24 protein-coding genes are annotated in these 22,073 nt (G+C 40.4%); 10 read left to right on the forward strand and 14 right to left on the reverse strand.

Annotation, left to right across the window (positions count from 1 at the left end; translation table 11 throughout):
* Positions 1–22: 22 nt before the first annotated feature.
* Positions 23–856 carry an ABC transporter permease gene (locus MJO53_RS11525; protein ID WP_224835182.1) on the reverse strand — a complete coding sequence of 278 codons (834 nt, stop codon included), beginning with the start codon at positions 854–856 and terminating at the stop codon, positions 23–25.
* Positions 857–860: 4 nt separating this feature from the next.
* Complete coding sequence (locus MJO53_RS11530; protein ID WP_224835181.1) at positions 861–1,757, reverse strand: ABC transporter ATP-binding protein; 897 nt, start codon at positions 1,755–1,757, stop codon at positions 861–863.
* A 78-nt stretch (positions 1,758–1,835) separates the two neighbouring features.
* Between MJO53_RS11530 and MJO53_RS11535 the strand changes: the two genes are divergently transcribed.
* Complete coding sequence (locus MJO53_RS11535; protein ID WP_252079177.1) at positions 1,836–2,912, forward strand: hypothetical protein; 1,077 nt, start codon at positions 1,836–1,838, stop codon at positions 2,910–2,912.
* Here MJO53_RS11535 and MJO53_RS11540 read toward each other — a convergent pair.
* Genes MJO53_RS11540 through MJO53_RS11565 form a run of 6 tightly spaced genes read right to left on the reverse strand, consistent with a single transcriptional unit; the run spans position 2,909 to position 8,710 of the window.
* Complete coding sequence (locus tag MJO53_RS11540; protein WP_224835179.1) at positions 2,909–3,967, reverse strand: nucleoid-associated protein; 1,059 nt, start codon at positions 3,965–3,967, stop codon at positions 2,909–2,911. The genes MJO53_RS11535 and MJO53_RS11540 overlap by 4 nt on opposite strands.
* A 44-nt stretch (positions 3,968–4,011) precedes the next feature.
* Complete coding sequence (locus MJO53_RS11545) at positions 4,012–4,515, reverse strand: plasmid pRiA4b ORF-3 family protein (protein ID WP_252079178.1); 504 nt, start codon at positions 4,513–4,515, stop codon at positions 4,012–4,014.
* Positions 4,516–4,558: 43 nt separating this feature from the next.
* Complete coding sequence (locus MJO53_RS11550; RefSeq protein ID WP_252079179.1) at positions 4,559–5,572, reverse strand: COX15/CtaA family protein; 1,014 nt, start codon at positions 5,570–5,572, stop codon at positions 4,559–4,561.
* Entirely contained in the window at positions 5,569–6,999 is a 1,431-nt protein-coding gene (locus MJO53_RS11555) for a CCA tRNA nucleotidyltransferase (RefSeq protein ID WP_224835176.1), read from the reverse strand. The genes MJO53_RS11550 and MJO53_RS11555 overlap by 4 nt, the downstream gene beginning before the upstream one ends.
* A 2-nt stretch (positions 7,000–7,001) precedes the next feature.
* Entirely contained in the window at positions 7,002–7,562 is a 561-nt protein-coding gene (locus MJO53_RS11560) for an L-threonylcarbamoyladenylate synthase (RefSeq protein ID WP_252079180.1), read from the reverse strand.
* A 26-nt stretch (positions 7,563–7,588) separates the two neighbouring features.
* On the reverse strand, positions 7,589–8,710 hold the full coding sequence (locus tag MJO53_RS11565; RefSeq protein ID WP_252079181.1) for a glycosyltransferase family 4 protein: 1,122 nt from the start codon (positions 8,708–8,710) through the stop codon (positions 7,589–7,591).
* A gap of 137 nt (positions 8,711–8,847) precedes the next feature.
* On the opposite strand from MJO53_RS11565, the gene MJO53_RS11570 reads away from it, so the two are divergent.
* Positions 8,848–9,681 carry a glycosyltransferase family 2 protein gene (locus tag MJO53_RS11570; protein ID WP_252079182.1) on the forward strand — a complete coding sequence of 278 codons (834 nt, stop codon included), beginning with the start codon at positions 8,848–8,850 and terminating at the stop codon, positions 9,679–9,681.
* On the opposite strand, the gene MJO53_RS11575 is transcribed toward MJO53_RS11570, so the two are convergent.
* Together MJO53_RS11575 and MJO53_RS11580 are read right to left on the reverse strand one after the other, a co-directional pair.
* On the reverse strand, positions 9,663–10,466 hold the full coding sequence (locus MJO53_RS11575; RefSeq protein WP_252079183.1) for a glycosyltransferase family 2 protein: 804 nt from the start codon (positions 10,464–10,466) through the stop codon (positions 9,663–9,665). The genes MJO53_RS11570 and MJO53_RS11575 overlap by 19 nt on opposite strands.
* Positions 10,467–10,720: 254 nt before the next feature.
* Entirely contained in the window at positions 10,721–11,536 is an 816-nt protein-coding gene (locus MJO53_RS11580) for a 2,3,4,5-tetrahydropyridine-2,6-dicarboxylate N-succinyltransferase (protein WP_252079184.1), read from the reverse strand.
* Positions 11,537–11,636: 100 nt separating this feature from the next.
* Between MJO53_RS11580 and ruvX the strand changes: the two genes are divergently transcribed.
* From ruvX to MJO53_RS11595, 3 genes are read left to right on the forward strand one after another with little or no spacing between them, the layout of a single operon-like run.
* Positions 11,637–12,047, forward strand: coding sequence for a Holliday junction resolvase RuvX (ruvX, locus tag MJO53_RS11585; protein WP_252079185.1), 411 nt, complete (start codon positions 11,637–11,639; stop codon positions 12,045–12,047).
* 3 nt (positions 12,048–12,050) lie between these two features.
* Positions 12,051–12,641 (forward strand): peptide deformylase, encoded by a 591-nt coding sequence (def, locus tag MJO53_RS11590; RefSeq protein WP_224835169.1) that lies wholly within the window; start codon positions 12,051–12,053, stop codon positions 12,639–12,641.
* 55 nt (positions 12,642–12,696) lie between these two features.
* Positions 12,697–13,140, forward strand: coding sequence for a DUF5606 domain-containing protein (locus tag MJO53_RS11595; RefSeq protein ID WP_252079186.1), 444 nt, complete (start codon positions 12,697–12,699; stop codon positions 13,138–13,140).
* A gap of 3 nt (positions 13,141–13,143) precedes the next feature.
* On the opposite strand, the gene MJO53_RS11600 is transcribed toward MJO53_RS11595, so the two are convergent.
* Positions 13,144–14,721, reverse strand: a complete 1,578-nt coding sequence (locus tag MJO53_RS11600) for a beta-N-acetylhexosaminidase (protein WP_252079187.1) — start codon at positions 14,719–14,721, stop codon at positions 13,144–13,146.
* Positions 14,722–14,731: 10 nt separating this feature from the next.
* Positions 14,732–15,376, reverse strand: coding sequence for a GDSL-type esterase/lipase family protein (locus MJO53_RS11605; RefSeq protein WP_252079188.1), 645 nt, complete (start codon positions 15,374–15,376; stop codon positions 14,732–14,734).
* 154 nt (positions 15,377–15,530) lie between these two features.
* Between MJO53_RS11605 and mazG the strand changes: the two genes are divergently transcribed.
* From mazG to MJO53_RS11630, 5 genes are all read left to right on the forward strand, one after another.
* Positions 15,531–16,304: a nucleoside triphosphate pyrophosphohydrolase gene (gene mazG, locus MJO53_RS11610; protein ID WP_252079189.1), complete on the forward strand. Its 774-nt coding sequence runs from the start codon at positions 15,531–15,533 to the stop codon at positions 16,302–16,304.
* An 82-nt stretch (positions 16,305–16,386) separates the two neighbouring features.
* On the forward strand, positions 16,387–17,754 hold the full coding sequence (locus MJO53_RS11615) for an MATE family efflux transporter (RefSeq protein WP_252079190.1): 1,368 nt from the start codon (positions 16,387–16,389) through the stop codon (positions 17,752–17,754).
* Between the two features lie 35 nt (positions 17,755–17,789).
* The gene (locus MJO53_RS11620; protein WP_224835162.1) at positions 17,790–18,017 is read left to right on the forward strand and encodes a hypothetical protein; all 228 of its coding nucleotides are present in this window, start codon (positions 17,790–17,792) and stop codon (positions 18,015–18,017) included.
* Positions 18,017–18,586, forward strand: a complete 570-nt coding sequence (locus MJO53_RS11625) for a phosphatase PAP2 family protein (RefSeq protein WP_252079191.1) — start codon at positions 18,017–18,019, stop codon at positions 18,584–18,586. Before MJO53_RS11620 ends, MJO53_RS11625 begins: the two co-directional genes overlap by 1 nt.
* On the forward strand, positions 18,583–20,241 hold the full coding sequence (locus MJO53_RS11630; RefSeq protein ID WP_252079192.1) for an ArnT family glycosyltransferase: 1,659 nt from the start codon (positions 18,583–18,585) through the stop codon (positions 20,239–20,241). The genes MJO53_RS11625 and MJO53_RS11630 overlap by 4 nt, the downstream gene beginning before the upstream one ends.
* On the opposite strand, the gene MJO53_RS11635 is transcribed toward MJO53_RS11630, so the two are convergent.
* Positions 20,238–21,110, reverse strand: coding sequence for a lysylphosphatidylglycerol synthase transmembrane domain-containing protein (locus tag MJO53_RS11635; RefSeq protein WP_252079193.1), 873 nt, complete (start codon positions 21,108–21,110; stop codon positions 20,238–20,240). The two genes, MJO53_RS11630 and MJO53_RS11635, sit on opposite strands and share 4 nt — an antisense overlap.
* Positions 21,091–22,053 carry a glycosyltransferase family 2 protein gene (locus MJO53_RS11640; protein WP_252079194.1) on the reverse strand — a complete coding sequence of 321 codons (963 nt, stop codon included), beginning with the start codon at positions 22,051–22,053 and terminating at the stop codon, positions 21,091–21,093. Before MJO53_RS11640 ends, MJO53_RS11635 begins: the two co-directional genes overlap by 20 nt.
* Positions 22,054–22,073 lie beyond the last annotated feature (20 nt).

Genomic DNA, 22,073 nt, shown 5'->3' on the forward strand with positions numbered 1-22,073 from the left:
ATTCTGTGCATCCTACAAGATACTACAAATCACGTTTTTTTAATAATGCGTAGGATAAGTAGATAAAAATCACTGTCCAAAGGATGACTACCAAAAACTCATACCAATATACATGGTAATCGAATCTCATATCCTCTCCTATCTGTTGACCAATATTCTGTACGGCCGATAACCTTGTGAAGGGTTCTTTTATTAAATTGGACATGGATTGCAATGGAAAAAATTGTTTTATGGTCTTGGCCGCTTCCCAGCTCATAACTTTCCAACCGAGCAAACCAAAAACTACTTGCTCCAAAATAGTCCATAAAATTAAGAACCCCAGTGCAAAGGCCGAACGCTTGACCAATATTCCCAAGAACAGGCAAAAAGAGAAAAAGCCGACCAGTTTAAAGAAGAACGCTGGTAAAAACTCCATGTCCGAAAAAATAATGGACATTTCGTCGTAATCGGAATAGATCAGGCCAAGGACCATGGAAACCACAAACACAAATATGGTGGAAATAAGCGCAAAACTGATTACGGTAAGGACTTTGGAAAGGATAAACTCTTTTTTGGAAAGGCCATCTATCAGGTTTTGTTTTATGGTCTTGTTGCTGTATTCGTTGGACATCATGGAAACGATTACAATGGCCAAAAATAGTTTAAAAAGGGCGGTGACAAAGGTGTTAAAGTGCCAGATATAGGGAAAATTGAATATCCCTTGATCCGCCAGATGAAATTGTACCGGGCCAATATCAAATTTAATGGCCGCGATGAGCGCAATGGAAGTTAAAAGCACAAAATAGGAGATAATAAGCACCTTGCTGGCCCTATTGTTCCATAATTTTATAAATTCTATTTGTAGGAGACGTAACATTCGTTTATTGATTTTTGGTCAAGGTTAAAAATTGTTCTTCGAGACTTTCTTTCCGTTTTACGAGGTGAGATAGGACAATACCCTGGTCAAACAGCATTTTGTTTAAGCTTTCGGCATCCATTTCTTCCTTTAAATAGGCCGTAAGCGTACCGTTAAAGTTTTCGATTTTCCCGAAGCTGGCACTTTTTTCGAGCAGCTCTTGCAATTGCTCTAGATTTTCGCACTTCAATTCAAAAAAACCATGACTGGCCAGCATACTATCTACCGGCCCGGAATATAAATTCTCTCCTTTTCTAAGAATGATGACATGGGAACATACTTTTTCAACTTCGTCCAATAAATGAGAAGCCAATAAAATGGTTGTGCCTTGGCTCGCAATTTTTTTGATGATCTCCCGTATTTGATGGATTCCTTGGGGGTCCAGGCCATTGGTAGGTTCGTCCAAGATGAGTATTTCGGGGTCGTTGAGCAGGGCAGAGGCAATGGCCATGCGCTGTTTCATCCCCAGCGAATAGGTTTTGAACTTACTGTTCCTGCGGTCCCACAGACCTACCAATTCCAGTTTTTCCTGAATTTTGGATTCGGGTACATCTTTGATCTTACAGACCAACCTTAAATTTTGAATCGCGTTCATGTACGGATAAAAGTTGGGACGTTCAATTATGGCCCCGACCTTTTTTAGGGCGTCATGGGTGGTGGTGTTGCCATCGAACCAATTAAAATCGCCCGAGGTTCGGTTCACAACGTTCAGGATAATTCCCAATGTGGTGGATTTGCCACTCCCATTGGGTCCTAAAATGCCATAAACGTTACCTTTTTCTATTGTAAAAGAAAGATCTTTTACGGCTGTTAGGTAACCAAATTTTTTTGTAAGATGGTTTACGGTAAGTATTGTTTCCAAAAGATGCTATCGTTTTTTGAATGGTTTATACTAACTTGACGATATTATTTGCAAATTGTTACAAAATAATCGAACACAATGTCGGAAGAAAAATTAATGTCGAAAAAGAAACCTGCCTATCCCATAAGTAAGGAGCTGGATGAATATTTGGATTATTACAATAGAAAAATCGAAATTCCGATCCATTATGATGACTTGTTGCGCTTTTCAGGAAGCGTTGCCGTTTACGATGCCAAGGATGAGGATACACTTTGGGTGCGCGTGTTTTATCCGGAGTTCGATAGGGATGAAATAGACCTGGCCCTAAAAAGAGTGTATTCCAGTTTTGTTTCCGATGGCAGTGATTCCATTTTTCAATATTTGAACGTGGATTATGTGGACTATTGCACTTTTGGAAACTCCAAGCCTTTTCGAATCAAGGTCCGGAACATCCTTAACGATAACTATACCTTGTTCTATGTTAAAAAAACAGACGCTTCTAGAGTATATGGTTTGGAATTGGAGCATATGCTCTCCCCTTATAATTTAAACTTTGTGATCTATGAGAATACACTTATCGAAGAGCATATTGTTGGTATTCCCGGAGATGTTTTTATGAAGAACAACCTGCCCGAATGTACCGAATTCGAAAAATCGCAGATTGCCAAGGAGTTTGTTAAGTTCAACGAAAGGAGCATGATCCGGCTCTTAGGGGACATGCGTTCTTATAATTACGTAATTGTTCCCACTCACGATTTTGATAGTGTAGTCTATAAAATAAGGGCCATAGATTTTGATCAACAATGCTATGAAGGCAATATAAAGGTATATCGCCCCCAGTTTTTTAAAGAGAACAAGACCATGGTGGATTTGGTGCAAGGTAAATTGACCATAGATTCCGTTAACCAATATATTGTAGAGGAGCGTTCCATAATCGCAAAACGGATACTTAGTTGGGGGCGCCGCCTTAAACGCTTGTTGGATGTTTGCGCATTGGATACCATTGCTCCACCGGAAAACATAGAAATGCTAAAAAACCAATTGCAGGACCTTACGGGCGATATTAATTTTAGGGACAGCAAGAACATGGGCGAAATTTTGACCCACGCCTTGGATTTTGTGAAACGTAACTATGAGGATGTGAGTATGAAACAGATTATTGAAAAAAAATTCTAACTTTTCTGTTCCTTGTTAAAATACACGAGGTAATAGTACATCTGTCGTTCCTCGTCCCAACCTTTTTCCACAAACTTCTCTGCCGAATCAGGGTTGATGAAATCCATCTTGATCTGAATATTGGTGTCCAGATTGATTACGTTCTTGATTTTTTTACGGGCATCGCTCACCGCTTTGTTGGCAATGTCAAAATTAGAAACGTCCTCAATGCTGTACTTGGGTCCTTTTTCTACTTTATAATGCTTAAACTCTGGAATTAAGTCGGGATTTTCCATTACCTCGTTCAAAAAGGAGGTCTCCTCAAAGTTGTCGTTTTTGGCAAAGTGGTTTACAGCGCGGTTCATGAACAATACCTCTTGCTGTTTGTCCTCTGCGGGCAAAACAACATCCTTGGCAAAGTTCTGGCAGAACTTAAGGTAGTTTTTTGTGTAAAAGTTCTCATCCGTTAAAGGCGAAACTCCCAAAAAGTTTTCCAGCCAATATTTGGCGTCATATCGGTTGCTGTCCACAGATAATATCCTAAAACCTTCTTCTCGGTCCACGTTAAAAACTATGCACCCCTTATCCAATTTATTGATATTGATTCCCTGGCGTATTAAAATTTCCAAGTTGCGTTCGTTTTCCTCGAACTGAAGAAAGTCGTGCTTTAGCTCACTCTTAAAAATACCTACGGCATCCGTTTTTTTATTGTCGATTACCATATCGGAGAAATGCACCACATAAACCTCCCCGCTTTTAATGTGAGGGTGGTTGGATTGCTCAAACAGATGCGTGGTTATTTTTTTGGATAATCGATGGTTATCGGAGGGGTTGTCGAAAATCTCGGTAACCGCCGTACACACCTCATTGAATTCCAAATCCACTTCGTGGCTAAACTTATAATAGTTTTCTTCCTTTTCGCGAAAGGGCTTAAAAAAGTATTCCTTTAATAAGCCTGCCATTTCATCGTTCAGGGAAAAAGGCTCTGCGGATAAAAAAGCAGATTCGTTTTTGCTCTTGTTGCCAACTCGGTGAAGCGATATACTTTCAATTTGGGCGGAATATAAGTTCAGCATTATTTGGATCGGGGATTATTGGTTAAAATTTAGGCGGTGCTATTTTAGTTCCAGTTTTCGTCAAAGTCCATATCGTCGTAACTGTCCAGAAGGTCGTCAAAATTTCCTCCATCATCGTTGGGCTTTGCTTCGAATTGTTTTTCCGGTGGGGCATCCGGTAATTCGCCAAAGGTGAACAATACATTGGGATAAACACGGCCATCTTCTTTTTCCACAATATCGGCAAGCTCCACAAAAAAGGTCCACATGCTAAAAAAGTCGTACACGTAAATCAGTTTGGGGCTGTCCTTGGTCAGAATATCGTCCAACGAGGTTTCGTTCATCAGGCGAATATCGGAGCCATTTTCACTCATATCAAAAAGAGCGATTTCTTCATCTTGATTCCATTCTTCGTCACAAGTATAAAATGAGGCCATTTCACTTCCCTCAAAGCCAAAAGCTTGGGTAATGGCGTTGTGGAAATCCTCCAAGTTACTTTGGTCCTCAATTTCGATATCCCGAAAGATATCTTCCTCAGCATCAAGTATTATCCTGATTTTATAAATCATCCATCAAATTTTAGAGTGGGCACAAAGGTACAATAAATAGCAGTTATTTGGTGAACCTGTGCAAGGTAAACGTCATCGCGGCCAAAAGGAAAAAAGCGCCAATTTGATGCACGATGCCCAGCCAAAGTGGCACGGCATAAATCAATGTGAGCACACCCAATATAAATTGAACAAAAACTAGGGCCAACAAAGTTTTTAGTCCTTTTTCCTGGAGGGCGGTTTTGGATATTTTTCGTGTTCGGTACCAAATCACCCCAATCAAAGCGACCACAATGTAAGCCAGGTACCGATGTACAAACTGTACGCCGCTTTTTCCTTCGTAAAAGTTCTTTATTACGGGCTGTTGTTCTATATAAACGGTTTCGTGCATTAGTTTGCCCTCGTTCATCAGAGGCCAGTGGTTGTGAATAAAGCCGGCATCCAAACCTGCAACAAAGGCACCCCATACTATTTGAAGCAACAAGACCACCAGGCCTACGCGGATCAAGTTCCTTATTTTGGTGTCGACTTCTTTTCGATTTGGATAGATTAGGTCCAAGGCCACCCAAAAACTATAAGCGAACGTTAAGAATGCAGTGGTCAAATGGGCTGCCAACCTGTAGTGCGATACATCCGGACGGTCCACAAGGCCGCTTTTTACCATATACCAGCCCAAAAAACCTTGAAACCCGCCCATAAAGAGCAGAATCAAACTTTTTTTAATGGTAGGTCTATCCAGCTTCTTGGCTATCAAAAAGTAAATAAACGGTAAAATAAAAACGATTCCGATAAATCGTCCAATGACCCTGTGCAGCCATTCCCAAAAGTAAATGTCCTTGAATTCCTCGATTCCAAAATGATAGTTGAGTTTTTGGTACTCGGGATATTGCTTGTAGAGTTCAAAGGCTTCTTCCCATTCTTGTTCGTTCATGGGGGGGATTGTACCTTGAATAAGTTTATAATCGGAAATGGACAGCCCCGAGTGGGTAAGTCGGGTGATGCCTCCCACCAAAACCATGACAAAAATGAGAAAACATCCAGTTAACAACCAATACACTACATATTTGTTCTTTTTCATTCGGAATGGACTTTTAGATTCATTTTTTCGCCCTTTTTTAACATAAAGTTGTAGGCCGCTTCATATTCGTTGGGGATTTCTCCCTCTAAGATTGCTTCTTTGATCGCGTCTTTAATAATGCCTATTTCTTTGGATGGTTTTAGGTTGAAGGTTTTCATGATCTCTTCGCCGGAAACCGGAGGTTGAAAGTTTCGGATGTGATCCCGTTCTTCGACTTCGACTATTTTTTGGCGAACGATCTTAAAATTGTTCTTGTATTTTTTTTGTTTTTTGGGGTTCTTGGTGGTAATGTCCGCTTCGCAAAGGGTCATTAGGTCTTCGACGTGATCACCGGCATCGAACACCAATCGCCTTACCGCAGAATCGGTTACATGGTCTTCGGACAGTATAATGGGCCGTGAGCTCATCAATACCATTTTTTGAACGAATTTCATTTTATCGTTCAATGGCATTCGTAGTCTTTTAAAAAGTTTATAGACCATTTTAGCACCGACAAACTCATGGGCATGGAAGGTCCAACCTATTTTTTTATGGAATTTCTTGGTAGGTGCCTTTCCAATATCGTGAAGCAGTGCCGCCCAACGCAGCCAAAGATTGTCCGTTGTTTGTGCAATATTGTCCACTACCTCCAATGTGTGCCAAAAATTGTCCTTATGGCGTTGTCCCTCTATTTCTTCGATGCCTTGTAAGGCCGTTAGTTCAGGTAGAATTAAAGGAAGAAGTCCGGTTTTGTGCATCAGTGTAAAGCCTAGCGACGGTTGGGAACTCATCAATATTTTGTTGAGTTCGTCCACAATACGTTCCTTGGATACAATTTTTATTCGATCCTTGTGCTCTGCAATGGCCTGGAGAGATGGCAATTCGATGGTAAAGCGCAATTGTGAGGCAAATCGTATGGCTCGCATCATCCTCAATGGATCGTCCGAGTATGTGATGCCCGGCTCCAAGGGCGTGCGGATAAGTTGTTTGGCCAAATCCGCCAAACCATCAAAAGGATCTAAAAGTTGACCAAAATTGGATTGGTTCAGTGCCAATGCCATGGCGTTTATGGTAAAGTCGCGACGGTTTTGGTCATCTTCGAGCGTGCCATCTTCGACAATGGGTTTACGGCTGTCTCGGTTGTAGCTTTCTTTTCGGGCGCCCACAAATTCCAGTTCCAGGTCTTTGTATTTTATCATGGCCGTACCGAAATTTTTAAAAACGGAAATATCCGGTTTGCCCTTTAATTTGGAAGCCACTTTTTTGGCCAATTCAATGCCGCTGCCAATGGCAACAATATCGATATCTTTTGGGGTATTTCGTTCTAAAAAATAGTCACGGACATACCCACCGATCACATAGGAATCTGTTCCGAGCTCATCAGAAGCTTCGCCAATAAGTTTAAAAATAGGGTGCTGTATTGCGGCTGTATGGAATTCCTTCGTCATTCTTATTCCCGGATGACCTTCACCTTACCGTTGTTACTTAACTTAATTATGGAAGAAGGAGAAGGGTTTTTGTTTTCGTTCTGCAAATTTACCACATAGTCCACTCCTTTTAAAATTTCTTGATCAATATCCTTGAATTGTTTTGGGGTAGGATTACCAGAAATATTGGCCGAAGTTGACACAATGGGTTTTCTGAATTTATTGATGAGGTATTGGCAAAATTTGTCCGATGCAACCCGAATGGCCAGGGTGTTGTCCGCAGCAACCAGGTTGTCGGCAATGCCTATAGGGTCGTCAAAAACTATGGTGGTGGGTTTTGTGGCCAGATCCATAATATCGTACGCGACCTCGGGCACCTGTTTTACATGTCGTTCCAGCATGGCTTGGTTGGCAACCAAACATATCAGTGCTTTGGAGTCCTCTCTTTTTTTTAGGGCGTATACCTTTTTTACGGCCTCGGGATTGGTGGCATCGCAACCTATGCCCCAAACCGTATCGGTAGGGTAGAGGATGAGCCCGCCTTCTTGCAGAACTCGGTTACAATTATTGATTTCTTCGGTCATATGGTATAATCAGCGTTTAAAATGTTTTATTTTTTAGATGAAACTATATCCTTGGCTAAATCGTAAAGCTTGCCTATTTGTCTTTTTTGTTCATAATGCTGTTCCATATGGTTTCTTCCTGCCATCCCCATAGATTTAGCTAACTGAAAATTATTACATAATTCGGTCATGTATTCTGCCATTTTATTTATGTCTTTTTCATCGACCAAAAAACCAGTTTTATTATGAACAACAAGTTCTTTGATGCCTGCGTGTTTTGTGCTTACTATTGGTAGACCGGAAGATGCAGCTTCCATAATACTGACAGGAGAACCTTCCATGTCCCCATTTGGAGCTGTAATTGAATGCTGAACAAAAGCCAGTGAAGATTTCATTAAAATTGAAATTTCTTTTTGACTTAAAATTCCAGTGAAGGTTACAGATTTTCCTATGCCAAGATTCGAGATCAAATCTTGACATTCGTTGTAGAGGCCATTTTTGTTCCCTACAAAAATTAGTTTTGAATCCGGATGTTTTTGTAAGACTGAATTAAATGCTTTAATTGTGTACAATGGTCCTTTTTTTGCGGTTAACCTTCCTACTGCTAGAAATGTTTTTTGTTGAGCAGGCTCGGTGTTCGACTCAAACATTGAAGTATTTACTCCACAAGGAATAATTTGTATTTTGCTTTTCGGGGCACCGAGTCCAATGAGTTGTGATTTCATGTCGTTTGAAACAACAATTATGTTTGAGGCATAGTCAAACAATTTTACATATTTGTGTTTGTATTCATTTAGTAATTTTTTGTCCGTTGCATCATGTCCATGAAAAATGACTATTAAGGGTATATTCAGGGCTTTACAAGGGGCGACCATATGAGATGCACTCATTCCGTAATTCGCTAGGACAACATCGATTTTATTTTTATTGAGATATTTTTTTACTCCATAATCGCTAAAGTAGTTATTTCTGCCCACCAGGATTTTTATCATTTTGTGAAAAATCCAAAAGAGATATGGGTTTAAAAGACTGCCGTTTTCCATTCTCTCCGGATACCTCCCACTATGAATGGTATATGTTTCGCAAAGTGATTTGAATTCCTTTATTTGGTCCCTAATGAAGGTTTCGGAATATGCGTGTTTTTCTGTTCGTGTAATGCAGATTTTCATATTGGATAGTTTTTGATTTAAACAGCCTCTAATTATTAAGTTGGATAACTAGGTGTTCCTTAACCTTCATTATGGTAAGTTTAGAATCGCAAAATTAAGGATATGAGATAACATTTAATATTTCTATTTTTGCCAAGATGAACCCACAGGAAAAAGAATCTCCGAAAATATCAGTAATCATAAGTACGTACAATGCCGAAGAGTGGTTAAAAAAAGTACTTTGGGGCTTCAATTGCCAAATCTTCAAGGATTTTGAAGTGGTTATTGCCGATGATGGATCTGGTCCAAAGACCAAAGAATTATTGGATGAGATGTCCGAAAATGTTTTTTACAATATTATCCATGTTTGGCAGGAGGACGATGGTTTCCAGAAGTCAAGGATCCTTAACAAGGCAGTCGAAGCTTGCAATGCGGAGTATATTATAATGACGGATGGTGATTGTATTCCAAGAGAAGACTTTGTGGAGGTGCATTACATTAACAAAGAACCCAGGTATTTTATTTCGGGAGGGTACTACATGTTGCCCATGAACATATCCAAGTTGATTACACTGGAGGATATTGAAAAACAAAACTGCTTTAACATCCATTGGCTCAAAGAAAAGGGGATTCCAAAAACTTTTAAAAACAATAAACTAACGGCGAGTGGCCTATTCTCTAAATTGCTCAATACCATAACTCCGACGAACGCTAGTTGGAACGGACATAACTCTTCGGGTTGGAAGAAGGATATTTTGAACGTGAACGGTTTTGATGAGCGGATGCAATACGGCGGGCAGGATCGCGAACTGGGTGAACGTTTGTTCAATTTTGGAATAAAATCTAAGCAATTGCGCTATAGTGCCGTTTGTGTGCATTTAGATCATAAACGAGGCTATAAAACGCCCGAATCCATTGCAAAGAACCAAGCCATACGTAAGGAGACCAGATCTAACAAATTGGTGTGGACGCACTATGGCATTACCAAATAATAGGCCAGTTGATTCTTTTTTTCCAACCTTTTTAATTCTCGGAACCTCTCCAAAACACCAAGGGCGTTTAAATAGCAAATAGTCCATCCTTTTTTGCCATCAAGAATTCCTAGGCGCAAAATGTAGTGGTTAAAGAATTTCCACGCTGGCTTTATAATCATTAAAAGGTAGTTGAAGTGTTTTTCCCTATAAAAATCCTCTTTTGCTTTTAGTTGGCCATATTTCAACATTTTGCCCTTGTAGTCCTGATAGTCCTTGTAGCAATAATGGATAAGCTTTTCTTGGAGAATTCCAGATGTTCCATCGACAACCAAGGTTTCGTGAACTATTTTTTTATCGGTGAAATGTGCTTTGCTTTTGCGGAACAATCTATAATTTTTGTCTGTTTGCCAACCGCTAAAGTTCAATCGCTCGTTTTGGAACATAAACTGGCGGTAGAACCAATAGGCTTCATCTGCGTTTTCCTTATTGATGGTTTCAATAATTTCTGTTTGCAGACTTTTGGTCACAACTTCATCTGCATCTAAAAACAAGACCCAATCATTAGAGGATTGCTTTAGCGCAAAGGATTTCTGTGCAGTAAAATTTTTAAATGGATTTTGAATTACCCTTACCTTCGGATGGCTTAACAGATACTCGTATGTGCCGTCCGTACTGTAAGAGTCTACAACCACGATTTCATCAGTAAAAGAAACGGAATCGATACATTTCTCAATGTATCCAATTTCGTTATAGGTGATTATGAGTGCTGATAATTTTTGCTTTGGGGTGCGTAATCCAGCCATATTTATTGGTGTAGTGTTTTGGTGTTTACAAATCTATAACAAAAAAAAGGCGTAAAAATTGTTTTGCCGTTTATTTTTCTTACAACAATCGACAACGACGTTTCCCTACCCGGTTTTTGTTAAAAATAGTTTTTGACATGTATTTAGTAGAGGCTGGAATAGTGTTTGGGTTGCTTTAATTTTAATAAAAAACAACCCAAACTGTATATTTTGATTCCGTTTTTTAAAAAATCAGAAGATCGGAACGCCTTGATCTAAACTGCAACATTGTGCTCGCGCAAGGCATTGTTCAACGATGTTTTCTTGTCGGTGCTCTCCTTTCGTTTGCCAATGATCAAGGCGCATGGCACTTGGTAATCTCCGGCAGGAAAATTTTTGGTGTAGCTGCCCGGTATCACAACCGATCTTGCGGGAACACGACCTTTCAGTTCAACAGGCTCACTCCCTGTTACATCAATAATTTTCGTAGAAGCCGTTAAAACCACATTTGCTCCCAAAACAGCCTCCTTTTCAACACGGACCCCTTCCACAACAATACATCTGGAGCCGATAAATGCATTGTCCTCAATAATTACTGGAGCAGCTTGCAATGGTTCTAAAACCCCACCGATACCTACACCACCACTTAAATGGACGTTTTTACCAATTTGAGCACAACTGCCCACCGTGGCCCAAGTATCCACCATGGTCCCCTCGTCCACATAGGCACCAATGTTTACATAACTTGGCATTAAAATGGTTCCTTTGGAAATATAAGCTCCGTGCCTTGCCACGGCATGGGGTACCACACGAACACCTTTTTCTTTGTATCCTCTTTTCAAGGGAATCTTGTCGTGATATTCAAAAATACCAGCTTCGAGGACCTCCATTTTTTGTATGGGGAAGTATAGCACTACCGCTTTTTTTACCCATTCATTTATTTGCCAACCATTTTCCGTGGGTTCTGCGCATCGAAGCTCGCCAAGATCAATAAGGTCTATTACTTCTCTAATGGCCATCTGGGTCTTTTCGTCTTCCAATAATGATCTATTGTCCCATGCTTGCTCGATCAATGCTCTAAGTCCTGTCATTTTTCTTAAAATTTTGACAAAGATAAGTGCCATCATATAATTATGGCCTCCATTTTTAAGGCTATAACATATTTAAGGTTATTTTTGCCAAAAAGTTGTTTTGGCAAGAGTTTTGGCATTGGATTTTGGAAAAGTGCGTACGGGAATTGCGGTCACCGATGAGCTTCAGTTGATTGCCTCTGGATTGACCACCGTTGACACCAAGGACCTGTTAAAGTTTTTGGAAGACTATATAAAAAAGGAATCGGTGGAACGTTTTGTGGTGGGATTGCCCAAACAAATGGACAATACGGCCTCCGAGTCCGAAGCTCTCATCCAAGACTTCCTAAAGCAGTTGTCGGCCAAGTTTCCAGCTATGCCCGTTGAACGCCAAGATGAAAGGTTTACTTCTAAAATGGCATTCCAGTCCATGTTGGACAGTGGTATGAAAAAGAAGAAAAGAAGGGATAAGGCCTTGGTCGATGAAATAAGCGCCACATTGATTTTGCAGGCCTATTTAAACAGATTTTAATTTATGATTTTACCTATAGTAGCCTACGGAGACCCCGTTTTACGAAAAAAAGCGAAGGATATTGCATCCGATTATCCAAAGTTGGAAGAATTGATCGCCAACATGTGGGAGACCATGTACAATGCACATGGTGTTGGATTGGCAGCTCCACAAGTGGGACTTCCAATTCGAATTTTTATGGTAGATACCACCCCTTTTTCCGATGATGAGGATTTGAGCAAAGAAGAACAGGAGAAACTAAATGGTTTCAAAAAAGTCTTTATCAATGCCAAGATCGAGGAAGAGAACGGCAAGGAATGGGACTTTAACGAAGGTTGCTTGAGCATTCCCGACGTTCGGGAAGATGTAAAGCGAAAACCAGAAGTGACCATAACCTATTTGGACGAAGATTTTAAATCACGTACGGAAACGTTTGATGGGCTTTTGGCCAGAGTTATTCAGCACGAATACGACCATATCGAAGGCATTCTGTTTACGGACAAACTATCGACCCTAAAAAAGCGACTTTTAAAAAACAGATTGGACAAAATATCCAAAGGGAAAATAAACGTTGACTACCGAATGCGGTTTCCCAATATCAAAAAAGCACGTTAAAAAAATCACTATTTGCGATAAAAACATATTTTTGCGCCCATAAATTACTATTTGAATGGCATTAGACAAGATTTTATCTATTGGAGGTAAACCAGGACTTTACAAATTATTGACCCAAACCCGTGGTGGCTTTGTTGGCGAATCCCTATTGGATGGCAAACGTGTAACCGTTGGATTAAGAAGCAATGTAAGCGTGTTGTCCGAAATAGCCATTTACACCCTCGAGGAAGAGCTTCCGTTGAGGGAAGTGTTCCAAAAAATCAAAGAGAAAGAAGGAGGCAACAAAACATCGATCAGCCATAAGGCGGACAAAATCGAGTTGGAAGAGTATTTCTTCGAGGTACTGCCCAATTATGATGAAGATCGTGTCTACGCCAGTGACATCAAAAAGATCATACAGTGGTACAACATCCTTCTTGACAATAATATCACCGATTTTGTCAAAGAAGAAGAGGATTCAGATGAACCTACTGTTTCTGCTTCACAAGACGAAGAATAACAACTATTCCTTTTTCCAGTTCACCAATTTAGTTGGGTAATAATTGATCTGCATGGCTTCCAGATAGGGAACCTGTGCGGCCAAACGCTCTTTGTAGTCATCCCAATCAAGATGTTCGCTTGGAGACCATCCCAATTCCGCATATCCAATAAGTCTCGGAAAGGCCAAATATTCCAGCTCTTCACTATTGCTTATGGTTTCGGACCATAGGGGGGCTTCGATGCCAAGAATATTCTCTTCAGGAAGATTTTCTACATAAGTCCCAGGGTCCCATTTGTAGGCAATATCAACCGGAATGAGGCCTGCCCAATTCAGTCCATATTCAGATATGGAATCATACTTCATATCCAAATAGGCTTTTTTTGCTGGCGACATAATAACCTTTGAGCCATTTTCAATGGCTTTTAGGGCATATTCAGGTTTGTTCCAAAAATGAATCACTGAACTGGAATCAAGTTCTGCTTGTACTATTTCGTTCCAACCGACCATTCTTTTGTTGTGTTTCCGAACAATTTTTTGCACTTTTTCCACAAAGCGGATATAGTCACTTTTTTTGGTGGCATGGCTCTCATCTCCGCCAATGTGAAAATATGGACCGGGAGTCATGGCGGTAATTTCACCGATTACATCATCCAAAAAGCTATATACGGTATCTTTTTTTGTATCAAAAGAGCTGTAACCTACTCTCATGTCCGTTCTAATGCGTGGAGTTTCGGCATCTGGGGCATGTAAAAAGGGGTAGCTTAGGGATGCGGCGTTGGTGTGTCCGGGCATATCAATTTCCGGAATAATGGTAATATGTCTTTCCGCAGCATAGGCTACAATATCCTTAAACTGTTCTTGAGTGTAAAAACCACCTTCTCCACCGCCGACCTCGCTGGCGCCACCGATTTTGGTTAGCTTGGGCCAAGATTTAATTTCAATGCGCCAACCTTGGTCATCTGTTAGGTGCAGGTGCAGGGTGTTGAATTTGTAGTATGCAAGGGCGTCGATATATTTTTTGACTTCTTTTACGGTAAAAAAGTGCCGGGCCACATCCAACATGGAACCACGATATTCGAATCTGGGAGCGTCGATGATCTTTCCCGATGGAATTACCCAGATTGGGTGATCCGTTAATGTGTCATTACTTTTTTCAGGAATTAACTGACGCAATGTTTGTACGCCCCTGAACGCTCCGGCTGCAGTTTTGGCGTTCAATAAAATGGAATCCTTTTTAATGTAAATCTGATAAGCCTCTGGTCCCTTTAATTCCACACTATCCGATTGATTGATGTAGATCAAGCGCTCCAATGTTCCTTCGGTAGCTGAATTTACGCCAATATGTAAACCGGTTTTGGACTTTATCTGCTCGGAAAGAAACTTTCCTACCTTTTCGAATCCCGCATCGGAGTTGGATGTAAAAATAGCTGTTCCAGCATCTAGGCCAAAAGCATATCCCGTAGAAATGGTTTTTATGGGCTTTGGGATTAAGGGAACACCCGCTAAATCTGTTTTAGGGAAATTAATTTCTTTTTTTTCGGTTTGGCATGCTGCTGCACAGAGCACGGAAACGAACAGTAGAATGGATCTATAAATCACTTTTATTGTTTTAGTCTATGTAATCTTTTATGGCATTGTACCAGATGTCGTAGCCCTTGGAGTTCATGTGAAGCCCGTCTTCAATAAAAATGTCCTGTTTCACCTTTTTTTTGTCCAACATGGGGTGCCAAACATCAACAAAATCAATTCCACTGTTTTCTGCGGCCAATTTGTTGAGTTTACGATTTAAACGACGGTATTTTCCCCTAAACTTCCATCGAGAAATACTTGGCTTTGCAGAAATGAGTACAATCTCCATATTTGGTTTTTCTTGCCGGAGTGTTCGGAGAATGCCCTCTGCTTTTTTTATAACTTTTCTAGGACTTTTTCTTTCAAAAATATCGTTGTCACCTTCGTAGATAAAGACTTTTACAGGATCGTAGTTTAAAATGAGTTCATCCAAATAAAGTTCGAGGTCCGAAAATTGAGAACCCCCAAAACCAGTATTTAGGACTTGATGCTCGGGAAAACGTTCTTGTAGATCTTTCCATAAACGAATACTGGAACTGCCTGTAAAAATAATGGTAGGTTTAGATGAATCCCAAAGAGAATCGTTTTTTTGCTGAACGGATTTTACTTCATTTTTAAAAGGATTATCGGTTTGCCCCAACATCGTCAACGGAAGTATGAGCAACGCAATAAATAGTTGTTTCATTCTACTGTATTTAGCCCAAAAATGTCGTTGAATATAGTGATATTTTTCCGTAAGTCCTCTTTGTTGAAAAATAGAGGGACACTTTTCATAAGTAAATTTTTAGGATGAAATTTCAACCAACTGGACTTCGTATTTTTGGTTAAAATCCAATACCATGAACACAAGATCGGAACAATTGGCAGCTTTAGATCGCTTATTGACTATTATGGACGAACTGCGCGAACAATGTCCATGGGATAAAAAGCAGACTATGCAAACACTTCGTCATTTAACGATCGAAGAAACCTATGAGTTGGGCGATGCCATTTTGGACAATGACCTTGAAGAAGTCAAAAAAGAACTGGGAGATATTTTATTGCACATTGTTTTTTATGCCAAAATAGGTTCGGAGACGCAGGATTTTGATATTGCCGATGTTGCCAACGGAATTTGTGAGAAACTCATCAATAGGCACCCCCACATTTATGGCGATGTGAAGGTTGAAAATGAAGAGGAGGTAAAGCAAAATTGGGAAAATATCAAACTAAAAGAAGGCAAAAAGAGTGTGCTAGAGGGAGTGCCCAATGGTCTACCATCCTTAGTCAAGGCCAACCGAATCCAAGATAAGGTAGCAGGAGTTGGGTTTGATTGGGAACATCCGGAACAGGTTTTTGAAAAGTTGAAAGAAGAACTGGGGGAACTTCAAGAAGAAGTGGAGGCCCATAATGCGGATAAAATGGAGTCCGAGTTTGGCGATGTGCTGTTTTCCATGGTGAACTATGCCCGTTTCTTGAAAATTAATCCAGAAAATGCGTTGGAGCGGACCAATAAAAAATTCATCAAACGCTTTCAATATTTGGAACAAAAAGCCAAAGAGTTGGGGAAGACCATGAGCGATATGACCTTGGCCGAAATGGATGTGTTTTGGGAAGAGGCCAAACAGCTTTGAAAATTATCCATAATCTAAGTCAAAGATGGACAAAAATTATGGCCGATCTGGCTATATTTGCCATCCTTTTTAATTATCCAAAGTGTTTCAAAACTATACTAAAGAGTTTGCCTACAACCTAAGGTTGTCCTATCCTGTTATTTTGGGGATGTTGGGGCATACCTTTGTGGCTTTTGCCGACAATATTATGGTTGGGCAATTGGGTACCGCAGAGTTGGCAGCCGTTTCTTTGGGAAATAGCTTTGTGTTTGTAGCCATGTCGCTTGGCATAGGTTTTTCAACTGCGATTACGCCATTGGTGGCAGAAGCCGATGGTGCAAAGGACCAAGCAGCAGGCAAAAGTGCCTTAAAACACGGTTTGGTACTTTGTACGGTACTAGGACTATCGCTATTTGGACTTATACAGATTTGTAAACCTCTGATCCATCATATGGAACAGCCTCCGGAAGTGGTGGAACTCGCTTTGCCTTACTTGGATCTGGTCGCTTTTTCCTTGGTGCCCTTGATCATGTTTCAGGCATTTAAACAATTTTCAGAAGGACTTTCCCAGACCAAATATCCCATGTATGCCACAATATTGGCAAATGCGGTGAACATAACCCTCAACTATTTGCTTATTTTCGGTTCCTTCGGATTTCCAAAATTGGGAATTGTCGGTGCTGCCGTTGGCACCTTGGTATCTCGTGTGATTATGGTTGCCTATATTTGGTATTTGCTCAAGCGTAAAAAGAAATTTGAATCCTATGTGACCCAATTCAATTTTAAGAAGATCGAGAAAAAAGTGATGCGTAAAATCATCAGTTTAGGGTTTCCATCAGCTTTACAGATGTTTTTTGAAGTCGCCATTTTTACCGCTGCCATATGGTTGAGCGGTGTACTTGGTAAGAATGCCCAAGCCGCAAATCAAATTGCCCTGAACTTGAGTAGTATGACGTTTATGGTGGGAATGGGGCTGAGTGTTGCTGCAATGGTAAGGGTCGGTAACCAAAAAGGATTGCGCAACCATAAAGATTTGAAGCGTATCGCAGAATCCATTTTTTTCTTGACCTTTATTTTGGAAGTGGTCTTTGCAGCTATTTTCTTGGTGGGTAGGCATTGGTTCCCTACCATTTATTTGGATGTTGGCGATATTGCCAACCAAGCCGACAATACCGAAGTGATCATTGTTGCTGCCAAATTACTGTTGGTTGCTGCTTTTTTTCAGATTTCGGATGGACTTCAAGTAGTAGTATTGGGAGCCTTGCGCGGTTTGCAAGATGTGAAGATACCCACGCTCATCACTTTTATTGCGTATTGGTTGATAGGTTTTCCTATCAGTTATTATTTGGGATTGCACACCGATTTGGAAAGCACAGGAATTTGGATTGGACTTTTATCGGGACTTACGGCATCGGCGGTAATGTTGTATCTTCGATTTAACTTTTTGACCAAGAAATTGATTACACAATAAGACGAATTCCAAGATTGGAATCAAAATAAGAACACATGGAACTACCTAAATTTTTATTGGCCGATAATACCGATCATCCCGAGGCCATCTTTATTGTCCATACCGAGTACCCGAGATTTATTATCAACCTAGAAAATGATGAAGTGGAATGGATGGAGGAATTTTCTAAAGAAGATGAGGCCGATCTAATGGATGAAACTGAAAATCTGGTCGAGGCGGCAACGGCATTTTACGATAGGGAAGTTTCCAGATACGACTCGTAATGCTCGAACAACTGCTGCAATACGATAAGGACTTGTTTTTGTTCCTGAACGGATTGGGAACGGAGACTTGGGATGGTTTTTGGATGTTTATGACCAAGACCAGAAACTCGGCCCCGCTCTATATTCTATTACTTTATTTATCCTATCGAACGTTTGGGTGGAAAGGAACCGGGATAATTTTGGTGTCCATCGCATTGTTGATTACCTGTACCGACCAATTGTCCAACTTTTTTAAATACGGTATTGGTCGTTTGCGACCATGCCACGAACCCGAGGTGAGTAGTGTAATGCGCTTGGTGAAAAGTTATTGTGGAGGTCAATTCGGGTATTTTTCTGCCCATGCCGCCAACTCGTTCGGACCGGCCATTTTCTTTACAGTTTTGTTCAGGAACAAAGTGAAATACATTGCTTGGGTATTACTGCTTTGGGCCTGCATTGTGGCCTATAGCCGCATTTATATTGGTGTGCACTATCCGTTGGATGTGCTGACCGGTGCTTTGGTCGGGTCGCTCTTTGGATGGTTATGGGCCAAGTTGGCTATATTTGCTTTCCAAAAAACAGTGGTATGATCTCAACTGCCAGATACTGGTTTTACATTGCGCTGATCGTGTTGGTGTACTTTATTGGAATGTTCGCAACCTTGTTCGAGAACGATTCGGCCCAGTTTGCGGTTATGGCCATGCGAATGGTGCAGGAAAACGACTTTCTAAGCCTTTTTAAAGGCCCCGAGGAGTATCTGGACAAGCCTCATATGCACTACTGGTTGGCCGCAATTTCCTTTAAGATATTTGGAATTCACGATTGGGCGTATCGCATTCCCGGTATTTTATCCACTTTGTTGGGCGCCTATAGTTGCTACGGTCTGGGAAAATTGCTCTACAATAAAGATGTGGGTCGTTTTGCCTCATTGATTTTTATGACGGCCCAGACCATCGTCTTGGCCAACATTGATGTCCGAACCGATGCCGTTTTAACTGGATTTACAATATTCTCCATTTGGCAATTGGCCACATATATCGAAAAAGGAACACTAAAAAGTATTGCTTTGGGTGCTTTGGGAGCGGGTATGGCTTTTTCCACTAAAGGACAGATTGCCCTCGTGGTCATTGGAATTTCTATACTCTGCCATTTGGCCTATACCCGAAAGTGGGAACGATTGCTCCATTGGAAGTTATTGGTGGCCCTTCTTGTTTTTGGTTTGACGATAACCCCGATGTTATATGCCTATTATCATCAATTTGATTTGCACCCCGAGAAAGTAATTCGTGGTAAGGATAACCGCAGCGGTATCTTCTTTATTTTTTGGGAACAAAGTTTTGAGCGGATGAGTGGCGAGGGCGTTGGGAAGAACAGTAGCGACTTTTTCTTTTTTTTCCACACCTTTTTGTGGGTGTTCTTGCCTTGGACGGTCCTTGCTTTGGTTGGTTATTGGATAAAAGTGAAAGCCTTTTGGGAAATCAAGTTCTCCTACAAAACCAATATGGAATTTTTGACCGTGGGTGGAATTTCAATTTTGTTCCTGCTCATTAGCTTTGCGCAATTTAAATTGCCGCATTACATGAATGTGTTAATGCCTTTATATGCAATTTTATCTGCGGGTTTCCTGTATGTTTTACATCAGCAGGAAAAATTGAAGATGGCAAAGGTGATACTCGGAATCCAATATTTTATATTGGGATTGGTAGTTGTCTTTACCTTATTGATAAGTTTTACTGTTTTCCAATTGGAACATTGGTATGGCTATGCATTCTTGTTGCTGGCACTAGGTATGGTGGTTTATTTTGTTCAAAAAAGGGAAGTTGTCTACGCCAAGATTGTTACCGTTGCCATTTTTAGCTCAGTTTTATTGAATGGTTTTATGAATGCCCATTTCTATCCAAAATTACTCGAATACCAAGGAGGTTCTAATATGGCACAGCAGGTAAAGGAGAGGAATATTCCCGTGGATGACATTTATAAAATTAACGAAAGACATACCTGGGCTTTGGATTTTTATAATCAAAATCCTGTCAATATTGTTTCCACTTCAGATTTGAAGAACATGAAGGATATTTGGGTATATGCTACCGATAAAGAACTGGAACTATTGAAAAAAAACGGAATTGCTTGGGATAATGAAATAACTGTGGACCAATTTCGTATTACCAGATTACAGATCAAGTTTTTGAATCCCGAATCGCGCAAAGAAAAGTTGAATAAAATGCACTTGGTGCTTCTAAATTAGTCCACAGATTCCAGCTGTGGCTTTTTAAAGTGGTAGATTACACCAAAAAGGGAGGTGAGTGCCGTAATCAAAAAGAAGGTGAAACTGATGCCAATGGAAGTGCTCTCATCCAGTCCCAGCCATTTTGCTCCATATAAAAAAGTAACCTCTCTACTTCCAATTCCCCCAATCGTTAATGGAATTACGGAAACGATGGAAGATACTAAGAAAACAAATAGGTATTCAATGAAGTCCATATCAACGGACAAAGATTTCAAAACAAAAAGAACGCAGACCAACTGTGCCAATTGAACCAGAGCGGAAAAGCTAACGGATTTCCAAAATACGGGCAGGGTAGAGGTGAAAAATATCTTGTTTACAAACCAAAATGCCACAACACTCAACGGAATGGCAGCTACAATCAACCAGAAAAAACTTTGGAAAAACTCATTTTTGGAAAGCAAAGCAAGCACGCAGGCATAAATAAAAAGTAACAGCATCCCGCTTAAACGGTCCAGCAATAAACTGGACACTACTTTTTTGGTGCCAGGTTGATACACTTTTTGAATTACGTAGCCTTTGTAAGCATCGCCACCAATACCTCCCGGTAAAAAGAGGTTGTAGAACATGCCCAGCAGATACAGCTTTAGGTTGCTTAATTGAGACACTTTTGCACCCATCTGATGGAAATACAAGTTGGTTCTAAAGGCTGAAATTATTTTCGAAAGCACAAAAAACAACAAGGCCAAGAATAAATAAAGAGGCTCGCTTTTTTTTAAGGTCTGGACTACATCCTTCAACTCTATTTTGGTGAAAATAAAGTAAATCAGTACCGCACTAACAATAATTTTTAGGGCAGTAATTAGCTTTTTACGCAGCTTTTCCGTCACCTATACTTATTTTTTTGATGCGATATGGTCTTTTCTGTTGCGATTCGTAGTAGGTACGGATCAAGAGCTCCATTACAATGCCAATGGTAAACAGTTGAATTCCCCCAACAATGAACATCATTCCAAAAATAAGTAAGGGTCTGGTTCCAATATCTTGATCAAACCCTAGTTTAACGATCAATAGATAAATATTGATAAAAATCCCGAGGATGACCAACAAAACCCCGAAGATTCCGAAAAGGTGAATGGGGCGTTGGAAGTATTTTCTAATGAAAAGTAGCAGCATCATATCGGCCACAACTTTAAAAACACGCTCCAAACCATATTTGGAAACCCCGGCGTGCCTTGCATGATGCTTTACAGGCACCTGTTTGATCTGTGCACCTTCCAAGTGGGCTAAAAGCGTGATAAAACGGTGCATTTCACCGTATAAATTCAAACTTTTTGCAATATCCTTGGTGAAAACCTTGAGCGCACAGCCGTTATCTTTAATATCCAATTTAGTCACTCTCCGTACCAAAAAGTTGGCAATCTTAGAAGGTATTTTTTTAACCAACGAATCTTTTCTTTTCTGACGGATTCCCGTTACCACATCGTATTCTTCGGTTATGGCAAACGATAACATTTGTGGAATGTCGGATGGATCGTTTTGCAGATCACCATCCATGGTAATGATGTATTCGCCCTCGGCATAATCAATTCCGGCGGCAAGGGCCAAACTTTGGCCATAGTTCTTTTTCAACTCGATCAAATGAACCTTTTTATCATTCATTTCCTTGACCTTCTGACGGGTTTTATCCGTAGAAAAATCATCTACATAAATGATTTGATAGTTATACCCATCAAGGCTTTCATTGATTTTTTCGGTCAAAAGAACCACATTGTCCTCCTCGTTGTACAAAGGAACCACTATGGATAAAAGGGAATCGGTGACGGTGTTCATTCAGTATAAAATCTGTGCAA

Origin of the sequence: Flagellimonas marinaquae (assembly GCF_023716465.1) — a bacterium.
Lineage (GTDB): Bacteria > Bacteroidota > Bacteroidia > Flavobacteriales > Flavobacteriaceae > Flagellimonas > Flagellimonas alginolytica.